This is a genomic window from Bacillus sp. PK3-037, assembly GCF_054161355.1.
Genome location: NZ_CP096408.1, coordinates 3,011,695 through 3,030,489 on the forward strand (window position 1 = coordinate 3,011,695; position 18,795 = coordinate 3,030,489).

Annotated in this window: 19 protein-coding genes; 8 read left to right on the plus strand and 11 right to left on the minus strand. The window is 45.0% G+C overall.

Going from position 1 to position 18,795, the window contains the following annotated elements; genetic code table 11:
* The first annotated feature begins 86 nt into the window (after nucleotides 1-86).
* The 4 genes from M1D69_RS15530 (at nucleotide 87) to M1D69_RS15545 (ending at nucleotide 3,833) form a co-directional block, all read left to right on the plus strand.
* Nucleotides 87-644, plus strand: a complete 558-nt coding sequence (locus M1D69_RS15530; RefSeq protein WP_059293099.1) for a biotin transporter BioY — start codon at nucleotides 87-89, stop codon at nucleotides 642-644.
* A gap of 6 nt (nucleotides 645-650) precedes the next feature.
* Nucleotides 651-2,090 (plus strand): acyl-CoA synthetase, encoded by a 1,440-nt coding sequence (locus M1D69_RS15535; RefSeq protein ID WP_458105585.1) that lies wholly within the window; start codon nucleotides 651-653, stop codon nucleotides 2,088-2,090.
* On the plus strand, nucleotides 2,087-3,181 hold the full coding sequence (locus M1D69_RS15540; RefSeq protein WP_458105584.1) for an acetyl-CoA C-acyltransferase: 1,095 nt from the start codon (nucleotides 2,087-2,089) through the stop codon (nucleotides 3,179-3,181). The genes M1D69_RS15535 and M1D69_RS15540 overlap by 4 nt, the downstream gene beginning before the upstream one ends.
* Nucleotides 3,182-3,251: 70 nt before the next feature.
* Complete coding sequence (locus tag M1D69_RS15545) at nucleotides 3,252-3,833, plus strand: histidine phosphatase family protein (protein WP_458105583.1); 582 nt, start codon at nucleotides 3,252-3,254, stop codon at nucleotides 3,831-3,833.
* Nucleotides 3,834-3,861: 28 nt separating this feature from the next.
* On the opposite strand, the gene M1D69_RS15550 is transcribed toward M1D69_RS15545, so the two are convergent.
* From M1D69_RS15550 to M1D69_RS15560, 3 genes are all read right to left on the minus strand, one after another.
* Complete coding sequence (locus tag M1D69_RS15550; RefSeq protein WP_458105582.1) at nucleotides 3,862-4,833, minus strand: ABC transporter substrate-binding protein; 972 nt, start codon at nucleotides 4,831-4,833, stop codon at nucleotides 3,862-3,864.
* 229 nt (nucleotides 4,834-5,062) lie between these two features.
* Nucleotides 5,063-6,055 (minus strand): NADPH:quinone oxidoreductase family protein, encoded by a 993-nt coding sequence (locus tag M1D69_RS15555; protein WP_458105581.1) that lies wholly within the window; start codon nucleotides 6,053-6,055, stop codon nucleotides 5,063-5,065.
* A 71-nt stretch (nucleotides 6,056-6,126) separates the two neighbouring features.
* Nucleotides 6,127-6,576 (minus strand): N-acetyltransferase family protein, encoded by a 450-nt coding sequence (locus M1D69_RS15560; protein WP_458105580.1) that lies wholly within the window; start codon nucleotides 6,574-6,576, stop codon nucleotides 6,127-6,129.
* Between the two features lie 441 nt (nucleotides 6,577-7,017).
* On the opposite strand from M1D69_RS15560, the gene aprE reads away from it, so the two are divergent.
* Complete coding sequence (gene aprE, locus M1D69_RS15565) at nucleotides 7,018-8,163, plus strand: subtilisin AprE (protein WP_458105579.1); 1,146 nt, start codon at nucleotides 7,018-7,020, stop codon at nucleotides 8,161-8,163.
* Between the two features lie 42 nt (nucleotides 8,164-8,205).
* On the opposite strand, the gene M1D69_RS15570 is transcribed toward aprE, so the two are convergent.
* Entirely contained in the window at nucleotides 8,206-9,495 is a 1,290-nt protein-coding gene (locus tag M1D69_RS15570) for a M48 family metallopeptidase (protein ID WP_458105578.1), read from the minus strand.
* Nucleotides 9,496-9,637: 142 nt separating this feature from the next.
* Between M1D69_RS15570 and M1D69_RS15575 the strand changes: the two genes are divergently transcribed.
* Complete coding sequence (locus tag M1D69_RS15575) at nucleotides 9,638-10,033, plus strand: hypothetical protein (RefSeq protein ID WP_458105577.1); 396 nt, start codon at nucleotides 9,638-9,640, stop codon at nucleotides 10,031-10,033.
* A 41-nt stretch (nucleotides 10,034-10,074) separates the two neighbouring features.
* Here M1D69_RS15575 and M1D69_RS15580 read toward each other — a convergent pair whose 3' ends face one another.
* The 4 genes from M1D69_RS15580 to M1D69_RS15595 all read right to left on the minus strand — a co-directional run bounded on the left by M1D69_RS15580 (nucleotide 10,075) and on the right by M1D69_RS15595 (nucleotide 14,184).
* On the minus strand, nucleotides 10,075-11,616 hold the full coding sequence (locus M1D69_RS15580) for a fatty acid--CoA ligase family protein (protein ID WP_458105576.1): 1,542 nt from the start codon (nucleotides 11,614-11,616) through the stop codon (nucleotides 10,075-10,077).
* 117 nt (nucleotides 11,617-11,733) lie between these two features.
* On the minus strand, nucleotides 11,734-12,378 hold the full coding sequence (locus M1D69_RS15585; RefSeq protein ID WP_458105575.1) for an SDR family oxidoreductase: 645 nt from the start codon (nucleotides 12,376-12,378) through the stop codon (nucleotides 11,734-11,736).
* 63 nt (nucleotides 12,379-12,441) lie between these two features.
* Nucleotides 12,442-13,437 carry a lipoate--protein ligase LplJ gene (gene lplJ, locus M1D69_RS15590; protein ID WP_458105574.1) on the minus strand — a complete coding sequence of 332 codons (996 nt, stop codon included), beginning with the start codon at nucleotides 13,435-13,437 and terminating at the stop codon, nucleotides 12,442-12,444.
* 12 nt (nucleotides 13,438-13,449) lie between these two features.
* A complete protein-coding gene (locus tag M1D69_RS15595) occupies nucleotides 13,450-14,184 on the minus strand; it encodes an MBL fold metallo-hydrolase (RefSeq protein WP_326210056.1) in 735 nt (244 codons plus the stop codon).
* Between the two features lie 157 nt (nucleotides 14,185-14,341).
* Between M1D69_RS15595 and yhfH the strand changes: the two genes are divergently transcribed.
* Complete coding sequence (gene yhfH / locus M1D69_RS15600) at nucleotides 14,342-14,476, plus strand: protein YhfH (protein ID WP_024120799.1); 135 nt, start codon at nucleotides 14,342-14,344, stop codon at nucleotides 14,474-14,476.
* 271 nt (nucleotides 14,477-14,747) lie between these two features.
* Nucleotides 14,748-16,037, plus strand: coding sequence for a glutamate/proton symporter GltT (gene gltT / locus M1D69_RS15605; protein WP_044156533.1), 1,290 nt, complete (start codon nucleotides 14,748-14,750; stop codon nucleotides 16,035-16,037).
* A gap of 41 nt (nucleotides 16,038-16,078) precedes the next feature.
* Here the strand turns inward: gltT and M1D69_RS15610 are convergent, their stop codons facing one another.
* The 3 genes from M1D69_RS15610 to M1D69_RS15620 form a co-directional block, all read right to left on the minus strand.
* Nucleotides 16,079-16,486 carry an ASCH domain-containing protein gene (locus M1D69_RS15610; RefSeq protein WP_458105573.1) on the minus strand — a complete coding sequence of 136 codons (408 nt, stop codon included), beginning with the start codon at nucleotides 16,484-16,486 and terminating at the stop codon, nucleotides 16,079-16,081.
* A 14-nt stretch (nucleotides 16,487-16,500) separates the two neighbouring features.
* Nucleotides 16,501-17,541 carry a M42 family metallopeptidase gene (locus M1D69_RS15615; RefSeq protein ID WP_458105572.1) on the minus strand — a complete coding sequence of 347 codons (1,041 nt, stop codon included), beginning with the start codon at nucleotides 17,539-17,541 and terminating at the stop codon, nucleotides 16,501-16,503.
* A 412-nt stretch (nucleotides 17,542-17,953) separates the two neighbouring features.
* Nucleotides 17,954-18,730 carry a YhfC family intramembrane metalloprotease gene (locus tag M1D69_RS15620; RefSeq protein ID WP_458105571.1) on the minus strand — a complete coding sequence of 259 codons (777 nt, stop codon included), beginning with the start codon at nucleotides 18,728-18,730 and terminating at the stop codon, nucleotides 17,954-17,956.
* Nucleotides 18,731-18,795: the final 65 nt, after the last annotated feature.

The window sequence follows — 18,795 nt, forward strand, 5'->3', positions numbered from 1 at the left end:
TAAACCTTTATTAAAATTAAGTTGACATAAAAACTGTCTGCATTTATTGTATAACCATATTTTATTCGTTAGTTGGAGGATTTCATATGAAATTACTAGACATGATGCACATTGCAATCTTTACTGCACTGATGGCAGTGCTTGGGTTTATCCCCCCTCTTTTCTTATCCTTTACACCTGTTCCCATTACACTGCAGACGCTCGGTGTCATGCTGGCCGGCAGTATTCTCAGACCAAAAGCCGCTTTTTTAAGCCAGCTTGTCTTTTTGCTGCTCGTCGCCTTTGGAGCGCCGCTATTGCCCGGCGGCCGCGGCGGGTTTGGCGTTTTTTTCGGACCGAGCGCGGGTTTTCTGATCGCTTATCCGTTCGCCTCGTGGCTGATCAGCCTAGCTGTTCACAGACTGCGTAAGGTGACAGTGTTCCGTCTCTTTTTCATTCATATTGTGTTCGGCATCATCTTTATTTACCTGCTTGGCATTCCTGTACAGGCTTTTATCATGCATATTGATCTGTTACAGGCTGGTTTTATAAGTCTTTCATTTGTGCCCGGCGATTTATTAAAAGCGGCAGCATCTGCGCTGCTTGCCATTAAGATCACCCAAGCCTTGTCTCTTTCTGATACGATGTATACAAAAGGAGGCTGACATTCTGTGACCATTACACATACTTATCTATCCTTTGCCAATAAAAATCCAAGCCGGATTGCGATCCAGACTGAATCTGAACATATTACATATCGGGATTGGAACCGGCTCGTTACCCAAACTGCCAATTGGCTGCGGGCGCAGCCAAACGTTCCAAAACGTGTAGCCATCCTGCTCCCAAACAGCCTTGCATTTTTACAGCTGTTTGCCGGAGCTGCCGCGGCCGGATGTACGGCGGTTCCCATTGATACACGCTGGAGTGCCGCTGAATGCGGTGAGCGGCTGGCATTAAGCGGTGCTGATTTTGTGGTGGCTTCATCTCTTTTTAAAAACAAACTGACAGATTGTCTGACACCCGTAGTTTGGCTGGAAGACTGTATGGCGCATATCGCTGAGGCATCCGCTGCCCCGGTCCCAGCCGTTGACCCGGAGCTTCCCTTTTATATGGGCTTTACGTCAGGCTCAACAGGCAAGCCGAAAGCATTTACGCGCTCTCATCGTTCTTGGGTTGAAAGCTTTCATTGTACAAAAACTGATTTTTTGGTCTCTTCAAATGACAAAGTTTTGATTCCGGGAACATTACTGTCCTCTCACTTTTTATACGGTGCTGTCAGCACTCTGTATCTCGGGGGAACCGTTTGTTTGCATAAAAAATTCATTCCCGCTCAAACGAAGGAGTGGCTAACACAGCAATCCATCAGCGTACTCTATACCGTACCGACAATGACAGATGCCCTCGCCAACATTCACGCTTTCCCTGACAGTTCCGTTAAAATCATTTCTTCGGGAGCGGACTGGCCGGCAGCATCCAAGGAGAAGCTTGCATCCAAATGGCCTCATTTGAAGCTGTATGATTTTTACGGCACATCTGAGCTTAGCTTTGTTGCGTATCTCTCACCAGAAGACAGCAAACGAAAACCTCATTCAGCGGGCCGCCCTTTTCATAATGTCCGCATAGAGATCCGCAGCGCCGCCGGGGACCTCTGTCAGCCAGCGGAAATAGGGAAAATATTCGTCAAAAGCCCGATGAAGTTCTCAGGCTATGTAAACAGCCGCACACCAGATCAACCGGAATGGATGACAGTAGATGACATGGGCTATGTTGATGAAGATGGATTTCTGTACATAGCAGGACGGGAAAACGGGATGATCGTATATGGCGGATTAAATATTTTCCCTGAAGAAGTTGAGCGCGTGCTTCTCTCCTGCCCAGAGGTTGAAAAAGCAGCTGTGGCGGGCATTCCAGACGAGTATTGGGGAGAAATCCCCGCGGCCGTCATTTGCGGGAATACAGACGCCAAAAAGCTGAAAGCCTGGTGCAAGCAGAAACTGGCATCCTACAAAATCCCGAAAAAATGGGTGTTTACAGACAGTATGCCGGAAACAAGCAGCGGCAAAATTGCCCGTTCCAGCGTAAAAAAATGGCTGCGGGGTATGGTGGATTGAATGCGGTTATTGCAGATGCAAAACGAACGATTTTCGGAAAAGAAAACGGTCTGCTGAAGCAGTTTCTGCCGGAGGATTTGGCCGCTCCTCTCATCAGCTGTCTCGGCCGAAAGTTAGAGAATCAAATTGACGAGGTGATTTTGGGAAACGCCACTGGCAGAGGCGGTAATCTCGCCCGGCTGTCAGCACTTCAAGCTGGACTTCCTTTATCTGTTCCCGGCATGACGATTGACAGACAATGCGGCTCCGGGCTTGAAGCAGTGCGTTCCGCATGCAATCTTATCAAAGCGGGTGCCGGAAACATTTATATCGCAGGCGGCGCAGAAAGCAGCAGCCGATCGCCTTTTTCAGAAAGAGCCCGCTTTTCGCCAGACACTGTTGGTGATCCCGATATGGGCATGGCGGCCGAATATACAGCAGCACGCTATGCCATCCCAAGAAGCATGCAGGACGAATACGCGCTTCTCAGCTATCAACGCAGTTGGAGTGCTCATACCGAAGGATTGTACCGTGAAGAGATTGTTCCTCTCGGGGAGTTGGAAACAGACGAAGCTTTTCTGAAAAGACGGCCGATGAAAGCGATCATATCTCGTGCAAAGCCGGTGTTTGACACCAGCTCCGGAACGGTTACAGCCGCCAATAGCAGCGGCATTTCAGATGGAGCTGCTGCACTCCTTGTCATGGAAGAGAAAAAAGCTGCATCCCTCGGCTATAAACCTGTGCTGCGCTTTATCGGAAGCGCCCTTAGCGGCATTCATCCCAACTATCCGTCCGCCGCGCCGGTTGAAGCGATCAAAAAGCTTTTAGCTGCAAACGCGTTGACGACTGATGATATCGGCTTATACGAAATCAACGAAGCCTTTGCCGTTAAAATATGTGTCTGCTCACAAGAACTTGGCATTCCCTATGCGAAGATCAATGTGCGGGGCGGCGCATTAGCTCTCGGCCATCCTTACGGCGCTTCCGGGGCGGCACTGGTCACCAGATTGTTTTATGAAGCGCAGAGACGGACAGGCTGTCAATATGCTGTCGCCGCCATCGGAAGCGGTGGCGGAATCGGCTTGGCTTTATTATTTGAGGTTTTGGCATAGGCTTTTTCATAGGATGCATGCCTCTGATTTAGTATAATAGCGATAAGATCAAAGTCAGGAAGGGGATTTTATGACAGCCGTTTGCTTAGTAAGACACGGAGAAACCGATTGGAACCTGCAGCAAAAATGCCAAGGGAAAACAGATATCCCGCTAAACGCGACAGGCGAACGCCAAGCAAAAGAAACCGGAGAATACTTAAAAGATTTTTCTTGGGATATCATTGTCACCAGCCCGCTGAAAAGAGCCAGAAGAACCGCGGACATTATTAATGAATACCTCAATCTTCCTATCGTCGAGATGGATGACTTTAAGGAGCGTGATTACGGGGACGCGGAGGGCATGCCGCTTGAAGAACGGACAAAGCGCTATCCGGACAAGAACTATCCAAACATGGAAACGCTAAAAGAGCTCACGGACAGGCTGATGGGCGGATTGGTGAAAGTAAACCGCGCACATCCAAATCAAAAGGTGCTCATTGTCGCGCATGGCGCAGCGATTCACGCACTGCTGACAGAGATTTCCGGCGGTGATGCCGAGCTTCAAAATACGCGCCTTGTCAATGCCTGCCTCAGCAACATTGAATTTGCAGAAGAAAAATGGAAAATTAAAGATTATAACATCAATAGCCATTTATCCGGTTTTATTCAATAAGAAAAGACAGGCGTTTGCCTGTCTTTTCTTATTTATTTTCTGCTGTCATATCATTTTGAAGCTCATCTAAAATCGCATTCGCTCCGTCTACACTGCGGCGCAGAGACCATACCTGACGGTCAACATGGTACACATGTCCGTTTTTCACTGCCTTCAGCTTCTTCCACAGAACATTTTTTTCGATCGGGCGTTTGCCGTCCGCGTCAATGTTGTCTGTTTTTCCTGTCATCATTATGATTACATCCGGGTCTGTTTTCAGCAGCTGCTCAAGTGTCATTTTCATGTTCACAGAGTCGCCGCCATTACCGGTTTTTTTGTTATCGGACGTGCTGATCGCATATTGATAGCCGACTTGTGTTAAAAGTCTCGATGTGAAGAAATTTTCATCTCTGGCCATAATCGTATCATTTGTATTTCCAATCAAAAGCACAGATTGGCTGTTCGCACTGATCTTTCTCTTTGTTTCATTCACTTTTTCTTCATGCGCTGTCAGCTTTTTCTCCATTTCCTTCTCTTTGCCGACTGCTTTGGCAATGGTAAGAGAAGCGTCAATTGTATCCTGATAATCAGCATTTAAATTATGAAGCGCGATCGTCGGTGCGATTTTTTTCAGCTGATCATATATCTTCTTATGACGGGTCGTGTCTGCAATAATCAAATCCGGTTTTAGCGAAGCGATTTTTTCCATGCTTGGCTGCGACCGTGTGCCGACAGATGTGTAGCCGTCAATTTTTTTCAGTACATCCTTGTTGATCAGCTGCTTTGCTTTATTGTCATCCGCCACTCCAACAGGCGTAATGCCGAGATCAAGCAAAGTGTCGATAAAGCCAAGCTCAAGCACAACGACCCGCTTCGGATGCTCAGGCACGTTCGTTTTCCCTAAATCATGTGTTACCGCTGCTTTATTTTCTTCACTGTTTTGATGGCCGGCTGAAGAAGAACAAGCCGCAGTCAAAACAGAAAGAAGTAAAACTGTAAGAATAATCAGTGTTTTTTTCATAACATTCCAATCTCTCCTGTATGTAGTTTCTCGATTAAGATGTCCAAAAGATAGTATAACACGGAATGATAATCATTATCACTATTATTATTGAAAATCAGTATAGAAAGTTTCACATCAAAGGAACGTTTAAAATACGGAAGCATTGGATGCACTTGCATATTCTAGAATCAAACAAAAAAGCTTGCAGAAAAAGCATCGTTTTTTCTGCAAGCTGAAACTTCTCATTTTACAGTTTTACAAGGACTCTTCCTTGAATGTGATTTTGCAAAATATCTTTTAGCGCATCAGGTGCTTCTGTTAACGAGACTTCCTTGTCTATGATTGTCAGAAGCTGTTCAGGCTTAAGATCGGATGCCATGCGCTCCCAAACCGCCGCTCTAAGATCCATTGGACAATAGACTGAGTCTATCCCCAGCAGGCTGACTCCGCGAAGAATAAACGGATACACCGTTGCAGGAACCTCTCCCCCGCCTGTTAGACCGCTCACCGCGACAGATCCGCCATATTGGATTTTGCTTAAAAGCGAGGCAAGCTGCTTCCCGCCGACAGGATCAACAGCTCCTTGCCATTGCTGCTTGGACAGCGCCTTACGTTTACCGTCATAGACATCTTCCCTGCTGATTACTTCATCAGCACCGAGCTGCTTCAAATAGTCAGCCGCCTCTCGGTTTCCTGTGCTTGCGACCACGTTATAGCCGCGTTTGCTGAGCATCGTTATTGCAATTCCGCCGACACCGCCGGTTGCTCCGGTGACAAGCACGCTCCCTTTTTCAGGAGAGAGTCCGTTCTGTTCAAGACGGTGCACAGATAACGCCGCTGTAAACCCCGCCGTTCCGTACGCCATCGCTTCCTGCAGCGAAAGGTTCTTTGGCAAAGGCACCAGCCAGTCGCCAGGCACTGAAACATATTCGCTTAATCCGCCATGACGTGTGACACCAAGCTCATAGCTTGTCGCAATGACTTCATCCCCTTCGGCAAAACGCGGATCATTTGAAGAGACAACCGTACCTGCGGCATCAATGCCTAAAATAAGCGGATATTCTCTCACAATATTGCCGCCCGCTTTTCCGGCCAAGCCGTCTTTGTAGTTGATACCTGAATATGCTGTTTTAATCAGCACGCCGTCTTTCGGCAAATCCTCTGTTGATATGGTTTTGATATTGACTGAAACATCATCTGCATTTTTTTCTGCCAGCAATGCTTGAAATAACGTTGACATTCGGCACACTCCTTTTCATTTTTATCGTAACCGAACATCGGCCAAAAAACCAAATCATGAGGCCTCTATTTTCACTTCTCCGGCACATTAAGGCTGTAATGCACAAATGCGGTTTCCTCTTCATAGCCGTTTTGCTCATATAAACTTCTTGCCGTCCGGTTGTGGTGTTCCGTCTGCAGCTTTAAACATTTCGCTCCGTTTTCCGCGGCATAATCCTTTGCAGCGGAAAGCAGCCGCCCGCCAACTCCCTTTTTTCGTACAGAAGAAGCGACGAATAAATCATTTAATATGTAGATTCTTTTCATAGCCACGGAAGAAAAGGCAGGATAAAGCTGTGTAAAACCTATAAATTCCCCATTTTCTTCTGCGATAAAAATAACAGACTCTTCATTTTCCAGGCGTGCTTTCAAAAAAGCATCCGCTCCTTCCAGATCCGACGCCTGCTTATAAAATTCCCGATACTGATTAAACAGCGGTGCTATAGCTGCCGCATCTGCTGGTAAAGCTTGACGAATGTTCATCTCGTTTCCTTCTCTCTATATGCTGTTAAGAATTATATTTTATATTTAATAGAATTTTCTGTAAACCATATTGATCAGAATACTTTTTTCAGCATGCATGAAAAAAATATCACGATAATATCCATTGATCTCATAGAAAAAAATGCAGGTCAATGGAACTGATTTATTCGACAGGTTTTTTTCTGGTCGCGGGAGGATTTAACCTGAAAAAACATGAAATTTCAACATAATGATTATTTACTCATGTCTATTTTCGTTCTTTTCTGTATGAATGCAGTTATTTCGAGTCTCTATAGAAATAACGAGAGATGATATACCTAAATAGAAATAAAACAATCTCAAAAAAATGGGTCTACTAAAATAGCATCCAATCTATTACAATAAATTCACAGAATAGTCTATTAATAGGCTGCTCTGAAATTGTAAAGGAGAGGGTAAAGAGTGAGAAGCAAAAAATTGTGGATCAGCTTGTTGTTTGCGTTCACACTAATCTTTTCGATGGCATTCAGCAACATGTCTGCACAGGCTGCCGGAAAAAACAGTGAAGAAAAGAAGTACATTGTCGGGTTCAAACAGACAATGGGAGCTATGAGCACCGCCAAGAAAAAAGATGTTATTTCTGAAAAAGGCGGGAACGTTCAAAAGCAATTTAAGTATGTAAATGCAGCCGCAGCAACATTGGATGAAAAAGCTGTAAAAGAACTGAAAAAAGATCCGAGTGTTGCTTATGTGGAAGAAGATCATGTTGCACATGAATATGCGCAATCTGTTCCTTACGGCATTTCTCAAATTAAAGCGCCGGCTCTTCACTCTCAAGGCTACACAGGCTCTAATGTAAAAGTAGCTGTCATCGACAGCGGAATTGACTCTTCTCATCCTGACTTAAACGTTCGAGGCGGAGCAAGCTTCGTACCTTCTGAAACAAACCCATACCAAGACGGCAGTTCTCACGGCACGCATGTAGCCGGTACTGTTGCCGCTCTTAATAACACAATTGGTGTTCTGGGCGTAGCGCCTAGCGCATCATTATATGCAGTAAAAGTTCTTGATTCTACTGGAAGCGGCCAATACAGCTGGATTATTAACGGTATTGAATGGGCGATTTCTAACAACATGGATGTCATCAACATGAGTCTTGGCGGACCTTCTGGGTCTACAGCGTTGAAAACAGTAGTCGATAAAGCGGTTGCAAGCGGTATCGTCGTTGTTGCCGCAGCCGGAAACGAAGGAAGTTCAGGCAGCACAAGCACAGTCGGCTACCCTGCAAAATATCCTTCTACTATTGCAGTAGGCGCAGTAAACAGCAGCAACCAAAGAGCTTCATTCTCAAGCGCAGGTTCTGAGCTTGACGTTATGGCTCCCGGCGTGTCGATCCAAAGCACACTTCCTGGCGGCACATACGGCTCTTACAACGGAACCTCAATGGCGACTCCTCACGTTGCCGGAGCAGCAGCTTTAATCCTTTCTAAACATCCGACTTGGTCAAACGCGCAAGTCCGTGATCGTTTAGAAAGCACTGCAACATACCTTGGAAGCTCTTTCTACTATGGAAAAGGGTTAATCAACGTACAAGCAGCTGCACAATAAGATAAAAAAGAAGCAGGCCACTCCATACCTGCTTCTTTTTTATTAATCGGCCCCCTGTTCTGAGGCCGGGTGTTCTGACGTATTTTCATCGGTTTCCGCATGTTGAATCCGCTCCATGATCGAAGGGTGGCTCCCTCTGAAAAGTTTCACGAGAAAAGGCGGATCAACCTGGCTCAGCCCCGTAACAGCCAAATCCTGAAACGTTCTGACTGCGGCTTCGCTGTCCCCTGTCAGCTCAATTCCATATTGGTCTGCCTTATTCTCCTGATAACGGGAAACGGCATTAGAAAGAGGCGTAACCGCAAAACTCAAAACAGACACGATAAGCAATAACAGCGGCAATGCCGCAAGATCACGCCGGCCCTCTACATGAAACAGATTTCGTGCAAAGCGTACCCCCCGCTTGTAAAGCTTATCAACCATATAAAATCCCGCTAGCGACACGATTAAATAGCCGGCCAATCCGATATACACGTGCTTCATGACATAATGGCCCATTTCGTGCCCCATAATAAAGAGAATTTCCGAATCATCGAGTTTATTCAGCGTCGTATCCCATAGAACAATCCGCTTATTGGCCCCAATTCCTGTCACATAGGCATTAAGCGCGTTTGTTTTCTCTGACATATTCACTTCATACACATGATCAGCCGGAATATCGGCTTCTTCGGCCAGTGCTAAAATTTTGCTTTCCAGCTCTTTGTTTTTCAGCGGATAAAAATCATTGTATAAAGGATCAATAATCACCGGCTGAATAAAAAACAGAAACAGCGAAAACGGCACTGTTAACAGCCAGGCGTAAAACCACCATTTTTTTTCATGCTTTTTGATCAGCCAATAAAACACCAGCACGCAAAGCGTAAAGATCGGAAAACTGATCCAAAAATCAATGACTTGATCTTTAGCCCAGCTGGAGGCTGTCTGCGTCGAAATATTGTAATCAAGCGATACCTGATAGCCTATCCAATCCAAAGGCAGTGTCACCAGAGCCGTGATCAACGAAAGCACAAACACAAAACCGATGATCTGCAAAAAACGAAAACGCACAGCTGCTTCCATCCATTGCTTGATTTTCTTTGAAACACCGCTGATCAGCAATACAAAAAACAGAAACCAATCAAGAGGAATACTGATAAAAAATAAAAAGTTCTTCACGTCAGAATACTGTTCGGCGACAGTCAATTGAGACGGCTTCATGAAAGAAGCCGGGTCAGCCTGTGTTCCTTTCACGGCCTCCGGCACAGCGGAATCACCGGACATAAAGAAATACCAATAGAAAAAAAGCCCATACAGCACATATGCAAGCCCTGCACCCGCAACCCACTTGCGCATAACGCCTCACTCCTCACATCTAGACCCATTACTTCTATTGTAATCATAAATTCAATTTCTTAGAACCAAGCTGTGAGTTCGGACTTTTTCGCATGGAATCGCCCTTTGCTGGAGAAACTAGCAAATGTTTGGAGTGATGCAGATGAAAAAAATAGTAGCAGCCATCGTGGTTATCGGTCTTGTGTTTATTGCATTTTTCTACCTTTACAGCCGGTCAGGCGATGTATATCAATCGGTTGATGCGGAATTGATCACCCTGTCTTCAGACGGGCGGAAAAATATTGAAATCGAAAAAAGACAGCACGTCAAAGATATGCTGGACATTATGAATCAGGGAAAGCAGCTGAAAACGGAAAAAACATCAGCTCCTGATTACGAAGGCACGATTAAATTTCATAAAGACAGATTTGACTCATTCAGATTATGGATTAACGACAGCCAGCAGGCCATTTTTTTAAAAGACGGCACGTATTACAAATTAACGCGAAACGATACCAAAGCGCTGCAAACGATCATTAAAAAAGAAGCAAAGGATTAACAATGAAAAAAGCGAAGCTCACTGGCTTCGCTTTTTTCACATTAATGAGGCAGCATATCTTTGAGCGCCCGTCTGAGCATTTTGCCGGTCGCATTTTTCGGAATCTCATCAAGAAAGATGATCGCGGCAGGCCGTTTGTATTTTGCCAGATGTTTTTCGCAATGCGCCATCATTTCTTCTTCTGTGACACCAGACCGTTTCGGTACGACATATCCCTTTACCGCTTCGCCGCTTTCAGCATCAGGCACGCCGATGACAACAGCCTCCTTTACGTCCGGATGGCTGTACAGCACCTCTTCCACTTCACGCGGATACACATTGTAGCCGCCTACAATAATCATGTCTTTTTTCCTGTCAACAATGTAAAAATAACCGTCCTCATCCCGCCTTGCCAGGTCTCCCGTATAAAGCCATCCGTCCTTTAAAGCGTGCTTCGTTTCCATCGGCATATTATAATAGCCCTTCATCACATTGGGCCCTTTTACGATCAATTCGCCCACCTGGTGATCAGGGACCTCTCGGCCGAGCGGATCAACGACCTTGTTTTCGACATGCAAAATACTTGTCCCGATGGAGCCTGGTTTTCTCCCTCTGTCAAACGGGTTAAAGCATGTGACAGGCGATGCTTCCGAAAGCCCGTAGCCCTCCAAAATGGTAACGCCGAATTTCTCTTCAAATGCCGTAAGCAGCGCGACCGGCATGGCCGCACCACCCGAGATGCACAGGCGAATAGAAGAAAAATCATCTGCCTTTCCTTCTTCATGCTGGAATAAATAGTTATACATCGTAGGCACGCCGGCAAAAATGGTTGCCTGCCGCTGCTTTACAAGCTTAAAAACAGATGCGGGGCTGAACTGCGGTTCAATCAGCACGCATGCGCCGCTCATCAGCGGAGCGTTCATGCAGACAGTTAAGCAAAAAACATGAAACATCGGAAGAGCGCAAACCACATTGTCTTTCTCATCCATTCCCAAATACCCGGCGACATCGTTTGCATTGCTGAACAAATTCCGGTGGGTCAGCATCGCGCCTTTCGGTTTTCCCGTTGTTCCTGACGTATATAAAATTACCGCAGTATCATCAGGCACAACCTCTGGATGGCGTGCAACACCGGGTGTCGGACGCAACATTTTTGTAAACGTTGTCATTTTCATTCTGACCTCGGGATCTGAAGCTTCCGGCTCAGTTTCTCCCGTCCGGCATAACATGACGAGTTCGACCTTTGGCAAAGATTCGTGCATGCTTTCATAAATCGGCAAAAGCTGATCTACTCCTACGATTGCTTTGACATCGCCGTTTGTCAGCATATAGCCGATTTCTGTCGGCGTGTACGTCGGATTGATCGGCACCACCACAATACCGGCCTTTAATGCGCCGAAAAATGCGATGACAAAATCAGGCGAATTGCCAAGCAGCAAAGCAAGGTGATCCCCTTTTTCCATACCCGCTTCCTGAAGACCGTCCGCAAAACGCTGAATATTGTCATTCAGATCCTTGTAAGTAATGACTTGATCTCTAAACCTGCATGCGATGCTGTCCGGCTTCTCAGATGCTGTCTCTTCTAATTTTGAAACCAGATTCATTCTCCCACCCCTTAAAGTGAATGAGTAGTCATTCATTATTGAAGATAAGCTTTCCTTTTCATTATAGAGAAACACAAAAAAACACTCAAGAGCAAAAAGCCCCGAGTGTCAGTACTGTTATATATTCTTCAAAGCTTCGGCAATCGGTGTATCTCCTTCAGTGAGATCAAAAGCCCGATTTTCCGTGTTGGTTTCATCTAAAGAGGCAATGACTGCTGCCGCAACGTCATCACGTGATATATCACCCCGCTCTAGATCTGCGGCTGCGGAAACCGTTCCAGTTCCCGCTTCATTGCGAAGGCCTCCCGGACGTATAATCGTATAGGCTAAGCCGCTGGATTCCAGAATTATATCAGCATAATGCTTGGCCGCGTAATAAGGTTTAAGTGCCTCATTCCAATTTTCACGGCGGTGGGCCTGCAGGGCGCTGACCATAATAAAACGTTTGATTCCCGCGATTTCCGCAGCCTCTATTGCTTTTGCCGCTCCGTCAAGATCAACCAGCAGCGTTTTATCATAGCCTGTGCTGCCCCCGGAGCCCGCTGTAAAAATCATCGCGTCACAGCCTTTTGCCGCGGCTGCGATTTCTTCCGGGCTTCCTTCTAGATTTGCTAGCACAGCTTCCGCGCCGGCCGCTTCCAAAGATGCTTTCTGTTCTTCTTTTCTGACCATCGCTCTGACGGAATGATCAGCATTCTCTTTGAATAAAGAAACAAGTCTTTGTCCGATTTGTCCGTTCGCTCCGATTAAAAACACTTTCATGTGAATCCCTCCTGCCTCCATTATTTCAAAACACAAATTCCCTTTCAAAAAATGTGTTTCACATTAATAAATCAGATCAAGAAAATCTTCTTTCGTAATGTTCCCAAAATAATGCTTCAGATTCACATCAGCCAGCGCATCAGCGATCACACTGCGCTCATATTGTTTTCCAATCAGCAGGTTCTCGATTTCCGATACATCGCCCACACCGAAGAAATCGCCGAAAATTTTGCAGTCTTCGATTTTCCCTTTTTTTACTTCCAAACGCAAATCAATGGACCCGACCGGATAACGCTTCGAGTGGTTCAGGTTAAATTTAGGTGAGCGGCCGTAGTTCCAGTCCCAATTTTGATAGCGTTCTTCCGAGATTTTGTGAATGACTTCCCAATCTTTTTCAGTCAGCTTATACTCCGGCACATCTTGAATGTGATTTGTATTGAAAATATGTTTGAGCAAATGACTGCGGAAATCTTCGGTCGTCATTTTATCATCAAGAAACTCACTGATGTTTGCCACACGGCTTCTGATTGATTTGATGCCCTTTGATTCAATTTTATCCTTTTTGACTTTTAAAGCGGATACAACATGATCAATGGCTGAATCAAACATGAGGGTGCCATGGCTGAAGATGCGGCCTCTTGTGGCAAATTGGGCGTTACCTGATATTTTGCGGCCATTTACCACAATATCATTCCGGCCGCTTAATTCCGCTTCAACTCCGAGCTGATGTAACGCTTGAATCACCGGCTCAGTGAATTTTTTGAAGTTATGAAAGCTTTCACCGTCATCCTTCGTGATAAAGCTGAAATTTAAATTCCCTAAGTCATGATACACAGCCCCGCCGCCTGATAAACGGCGGACGACGATAATTCCGTTTTCCTCTACATACTTTGTATTGATTTCTTCTATTGTATTTTGATTTTTTCCGATGATGATAGACGGCTGATTCACGTAAAAAAGCAAATACGGCTGTTCAGGGTCTAAATATTTAAGGCAATACTCCTCGATAGCAAGATTGATCCGCGGATCATTGATATTTTGATTGTCAATAAATAACATGGTGCTCCTCCTTTATCCTTCCCACACAAAACCAGATTTCGCAATGTTCACTTTCCCGTTAAAAACGGTCTTGGCTTCTTTGCGAAGATTGTCATGCACGCCGAAATGAGGCAGATGGGTCAGCAGCAGCTCGCCCGCTCCCGCTTCTTCTGCAATTCGCCCTGCTTCCAAGCTGTTCATATGGCCTGCGCTTGTCCCGTCTTGATCAGCATAAAAATTACATTCTGAGATCAATAAATCAGCGTTTTCCGAAAACGGAATAAATGAATCCTGATAGCTCGAATCAGCAGTATACACAACAGTATGGCTGCCGTCAGTAATCCGCATCGCATAACAAGTCACCGGGTGAACCGTTTTTAAAAAGGTGATCGTAAACGGACCGACAGTCAGCTGCTGATCAGGCTGATAGGCAATCCCTTTCGTATGCGTTTTATATGTAAGCTTTTGAAACTGTTCTATATCAGCATCATGTCCGTAAATTGGAAGCGAGTGCTCTCCTTTGCCGAGGAATGATCCGACTTGCTTCGCAAATTGCAGCGGCCCGATGTCGGCAATATGGTCATGGTGATAATGAGACAGAATCACCGCGTCCAGCTTTTCCGCCGGGACATATCCAAACAGCTTAGATAACACGGCACTTCCGCAGTCCACTAACAATGAAAAATCCCCCGATTGAAACAAGTAACCCGACGTCGCTTCATTTGCGGCCGGAAAACCGCCGTAGCATCCGATAACTGTAACTTTCATAATGTCCTCCTTCTTTTCAAAGAAAATTGATCCTCCTTCAATATACCCATTTTTCTAAAAAAAAGCATGTTTTAAACATTGTATCAAAACAGATGTTGAATTTTACTTTCTGTTATATTACAATGAAGACATTACAAAGGGGAAAGAGGGATTGGTTATGCTAGGGAAAATTACTGAATTTTTTAGAAACCTGCCTTCGAAAAAGTGCGCGGAATGCGGAAAAAAGATTGATGAGCAGCATGAGTGTTATGGTAATATTTGCAACGACTGTATAAAAGTAAGCGATATGTAAAGAGGCGAAAATCTCACACATACAGTGTGAGATTTTCTTCATTCTTCTAACTTCTCTTTATATTGAAATAATAGTCAGGTTGGGACAAAGCTCACCTGTTTTTAGATAATTCTGGTGATTCACTTTCTATTTGCGAATATTCTATATTTTCAAAATATAATTTACTATAGACGAACCTATTTCTTATCTATTATAATTTGATCTAATAGTGAGATTAAATATATGTCTATTCATGATATATGTTGATACTTTGTTTTTTGGGAGGTAATCTATGAAAAGAATTAGGTTTGGATTAGCCACGCAAATATTCGTTGGACTTATTCTAGGTGTTATTGCTGGCGTTATTTGGTACGGCAACCCAGCACTGCCTACTTATCTGCAGCCAATCGGGGATCTCTTTTTACGCTTAATCAAAATGATAGTGATTCCTATTGTTGTCTCCAGTTTAATCATCGGTGTAGCCGGAGCCGGAAATGGAAAGCAAGTTGGTAAATTAGGCTTCAGAACAATTCTGTACTTTGAAATCATTACGACCTTTGCCATCATTCTCGGACTAGCCCTTGCAAACATCTTCCACCCGGGTACAGGAGTTAATATACACGAAGCTCAAAAAACAGACATCAGTCAATATGTTGAAACAGAAAAAGAACAAAGCAATAAATCAGTGGCAGAGACATTCCTGCACATTGTACCGACAAACTTCTTCCAATCTTTGGTCGAAGGGGATCTTCTTGCCATCATCTTCTTTACCGTACTATTTGCGCTGGGAATTTCCGCGATCGGTGAAAGAGGCAAGCCAGTATTAGCCTTTTTTGAAGGCGTTTCCCATTCGATGTTCCATGTGGTAAACCTTGTGATGAAAGTAGCGCCATTCGGGGTTTTTGCTCTAATCGGAGTTACTGTCTCTAAATTCGGACTCGGTTCTCTTCTATCTCTCGGAAAACTTGTCGGATTGGTATATGTCGCACTTGCTTTCTTCTTAATCGTCATTTTTGGGATTGTCGGAAAAATTGCCGGTATCAGCATCTTCAAATTCCTGGCTTACATGAAGGACGAAATTTTATTGGCGTTCAGTACGTCCAGCTCTGAAACCGTTCTTCCGCGCATCATGGAAAAAATGGAGAAAATCGGCTGTCCGAAAGGTATTGTATCTTTCGTTATCCCGATTGGATATACGTTTAACTTAGACGGCTCCGTTCTCTATCAATCTATCGCCGCTCTGTTTCTGGCACAAGTGTACCACATCGATTTGTCGATCTGGCAACAAATAACGCTAGTACTTGTGCTAATGGTGACGTCTAAAGGAATGGCTGCCGTTCCTGGAACTTCATTTGTCGTCTTGCTTGCGACGCTGAGCACGATTGGTGTTCCGGCAGAAGGACTTGCCTTTATTGCCGGTGTAGACCGCATTATGGACATGGCACGTACAGTTGTAAACCTGACTGGTAACGCACTTGCTGCCGTTGTCATGTCTAAATGGGAAGGCATGTTTAATCCTGCAAAAGCGGAAGCTGTCATGACCCAATCTAAAGCAGATCAAAACGCAACCATTTCCGGTTAATCAAAAAGCCTGCGGGATTCTCAACGCCCCGCAGGCTTTTTTTAATCTTGGACAAGCTCAAACAGCTCTGTAATCAAAACAGTGTCCTCATTCAGTTCCATTTCGCCATTTTTGATCAGATCCGCCCATGCTCTTCGATGGTCCTCTTGAAATTCATCAATTCGGTCTCCGTTGCCCTCTCCTTTGACTAACCTCATATCAGGCGCTCCAAAGGTCGTTTCAAACACATCTGTCACTTTTATATTGCATCTCGGATGATCATGTTTATCATAAACGGTTACAAGCTGTCCCGCTGTTTGATATACATCACTCAGTTCACCTTTTGAATATAATGATTTCGGCGCGCAGGTGGCCGTTTTTTCTCCAGCAAGGATTTGCTGGATCAGCTGTTCCCCAAGACCTTCATCGCCTTCCCAGCCGAAAGTGCTTTTCAGTTCATAGATTTTCATTTGTTTTCTCCCTCTTATACCATCGGTGATTGCACATAATAATACAGGAGCTTCGCTGTATGGCGGAGAGAAGACTTATGCGTGCGCTCAAAAGCGTGCGAAGCGTCAATTCCCGGCCCGATCAGACCGTGCACAATATCATGCCCGGATTTGATCGCTGCTGAGGCGTCCGACCCGTAATACGGGTAAATATCAAGCTTATAGTCAATATGGTGCTTTTCAGCTAAATCGACCAAATGCTTTCTCAGCTGGTAATGATACGGACCGCTCGAATCCTTCACACAAATCGAAACCGAATATTCGTCTGTCGCCTGGCCGTCACCGATAGCCCCCATATCCACCGCCAAGTATTCAACAGTTTCAGCAGGAATATTAGAGTTCCCGCCGTATCCGATTTCTTCATTATTAGAAATCAGAAAATGAGTCGTATACGGCAGTTCAATGTCTTCTATTTGAATTTGATAGATTAAGCGAAGCAACAAGGCCACACTTGCTTTGTCATCTAAATGGCGTGATTTAATAAACCCGCTTGATGTGATCTCAACACGGGGATCAAACGAAACAAAATCTCCGACGCCAATGCCAAGCTCTTCCGTATCCTTACGGGAGTGCACAGGCTCATCCAGGCGGATTTCCATATTCTCTTGATTGCGCTCCGCTTTTCCCGCGTCTTTGTACACGTGCACAGACGTTTGATGCATTAAAATGGTGCCCGTATACGTTTTCCCCGAAGCCGTTTCAATTTGGCAATACTCCCCTTCGATCGAGTTGTAGCGGAAACCGCCGATCAAATCGATTTTCAGCCGGCCGTCTGCTTTAATTTCTTTCACCATCGCGCCCAAGGTGTCAACGTGCGCCGTCAGCATTCGGTGGCGGGATGCATCGCGGCCCGGAAGCGTGGCAATCAAACCGCCCTTATGGTTCAGAACCGTTTCGACCTTCCATTCTTTTAAAAGGTGTTCAACGTATTTGATCACCTCATATGTATTCCCTGTCGGACTTGGGATAGAAACGAGTTCTTTAATCAGCTCCATTGTTTTACGAACGGACGTCATAGGACATTCCTCCTTTAATTTTCTATTTAAAATATACTCTTTTCTCGCTGAACCCGTCCAATCTTTTCCTATCAATCTAGCATATACTGTAGAGAGCATGGGAAGAGGAGGGATATCTATGTGCTGTCGTCATTCACAGGAACGGAAACATCATTGTAATTTTTGGTTTGATGATTTTTGGTTCTTTGACGAGTGGTTCGATAAGGATTTCCACGACCATTGCAAGAAAGAGAAAGAATGCCATGACCCTTGCGAGAAAAAGAAGAAAAAGAAAAGACATTGCTCTTGCAAAAAACGCTGCCACTCTTGCTGTCATTGCTAAGGACTGAATCAGAAATATTCTGATACCCATGCCTAAACGAATATTTCATTCATATTTTTCCAAGCGGGCTGTTACTGCTGCTTGGATTTTTTATTGAAACAGCCTTTTTGCCTTTACAATCCAAACCACTGATACCGCGGCTATCCCAGCAACGATGAGTTCAACAGCCGCCGCATGTTCTATCACTCCTTTTTGGTATAAAACCGCCGGTACATTAAACAGCCCGTGTAAGAGAATCGAATACAGCAAAAACAGCGGCCGGCGGCTTTTAACCGTATACAGCACAAGCAGTGACAGACCGATTTGAACAGAGATCGCGCTGATTCTTTCAATTCCGCCGAGCAGCCATTCATACGAAGGTGTATTCAGCAGCTGCGCCTGAATCGGCATAAGTGCCTGCTTCACATCTTGATTCATCAAAAGCTGTTCAAAAGTGCCGCTATTGATCGCAAAAGCATACACGATAAGCGTAATGCTGGACAAGCCGGTTATGAATATCGCCTCCAAACCGCCGTGGCCCGCTCCGAAGGCTAGGCCGTCCGCCCAAGAAAGACGGCGCTTCATAAAGAAACGCATCATGATATACCTTCCGCACTCCTCAAAAATCCCGGCCATCAAGCATCCGTAAATGGCATACCAGACTGGATGCTTCATCACTTCTTTCGTCGTTTCATTCATTTGCAGCACATAAACATGAACGCCGCCCTCCAACAGCTGAGCAAAGACAAAAAACGTAAGGGCGCCAATAAAAAACACCTTAATCGGAGCATTGTACTTTCGCCTAAACCATATCATCAGTCCGATCGGCAACAAAAACGCAATAACCCCGGAAATAATCATAGAGGCTATCGCTCCTTGACTGACCATTTTTTTCCTCCTTTTCTGGTTTTCTACTGACAGTTTCTCTTTTTTTATCAAAAATCCTCTTTTTA

Bases quoted from the DNA above. Each gene is read 5' to 3' on its own strand.
- M1D69_RS15530 (WP_059293099.1), top strand. From the start codon at position 87: ATGAAATTACTAGACATGATGCACATTGCAATCTTTACTGCACTGATG.
- M1D69_RS15545 (WP_458105583.1), top strand. From the start codon at position 3,252: ATGACAGCCGTTTGCTTAGTAAGACACGGAGAAACCGATTGGAACCTG.
- M1D69_RS15550 (WP_458105582.1), bottom strand. From the start codon at position 4,833: ATGAAAAAAACACTGATTATTCTTACAGTTTTACTTCTTTCTGTTTTG.
- M1D69_RS15555 (WP_458105581.1), bottom strand. From the start codon at position 6,055: ATGTCAACGTTATTTCAAGCATTGCTGGCAGAAAAAAATGCAGATGAT.
- M1D69_RS15560 (WP_458105580.1), bottom strand. From the start codon at position 6,576: ATGAACATTCGTCAAGCTTTACCAGCAGATGCGGCAGCTATAGCACCG.
- M1D69_RS15570 (WP_458105578.1), bottom strand. From the start codon at position 9,495: ATGCGCAAGTGGGTTGCGGGTGCAGGGCTTGCATATGTGCTGTATGGG.
- M1D69_RS15575 (WP_458105577.1), top strand. From the start codon at position 9,638: ATGAAAAAAATAGTAGCAGCCATCGTGGTTATCGGTCTTGTGTTTATT.
- M1D69_RS15580 (WP_458105576.1), bottom strand. From the start codon at position 11,616: ATGAATCTGGTTTCAAAATTAGAAGAGACAGCATCTGAGAAGCCGGAC.
- M1D69_RS15585 (WP_458105575.1), bottom strand. From the start codon at position 12,378: ATGAAAGTGTTTTTAATCGGAGCGAACGGACAAATCGGACAAAGACTT.
- lplJ (WP_458105574.1), bottom strand. From the start codon at position 13,437: ATGTTATTTATTGACAATCAAAATATCAATGATCCGCGGATCAATCTT.
- M1D69_RS15595 (WP_326210056.1), bottom strand. From the start codon at position 14,184: ATGAAAGTTACAGTTATCGGATGCTACGGCGGTTTTCCGGCCGCAAAT.
- yhfH (WP_024120799.1), top strand. From the start codon at position 14,342: ATGCTAGGGAAAATTACTGAATTTTTTAGAAACCTGCCTTCGAAAAAG.
- gltT (WP_044156533.1), top strand. From the start codon at position 14,748: ATGAAAAGAATTAGGTTTGGATTAGCCACGCAAATATTCGTTGGACTT.
- M1D69_RS15610 (WP_458105573.1), bottom strand. From the start codon at position 16,486: ATGAAAATCTATGAACTGAAAAGCACTTTCGGCTGGGAAGGCGATGAA.
- M1D69_RS15615 (WP_458105572.1), bottom strand. From the start codon at position 17,541: ATGACGTCCGTTCGTAAAACAATGGAGCTGATTAAAGAACTCGTTTCT.
- M1D69_RS15620 (WP_458105571.1), bottom strand. From the start codon at position 18,730: ATGGTCAGTCAAGGAGCGATAGCCTCTATGATTATTTCCGGGGTTATT.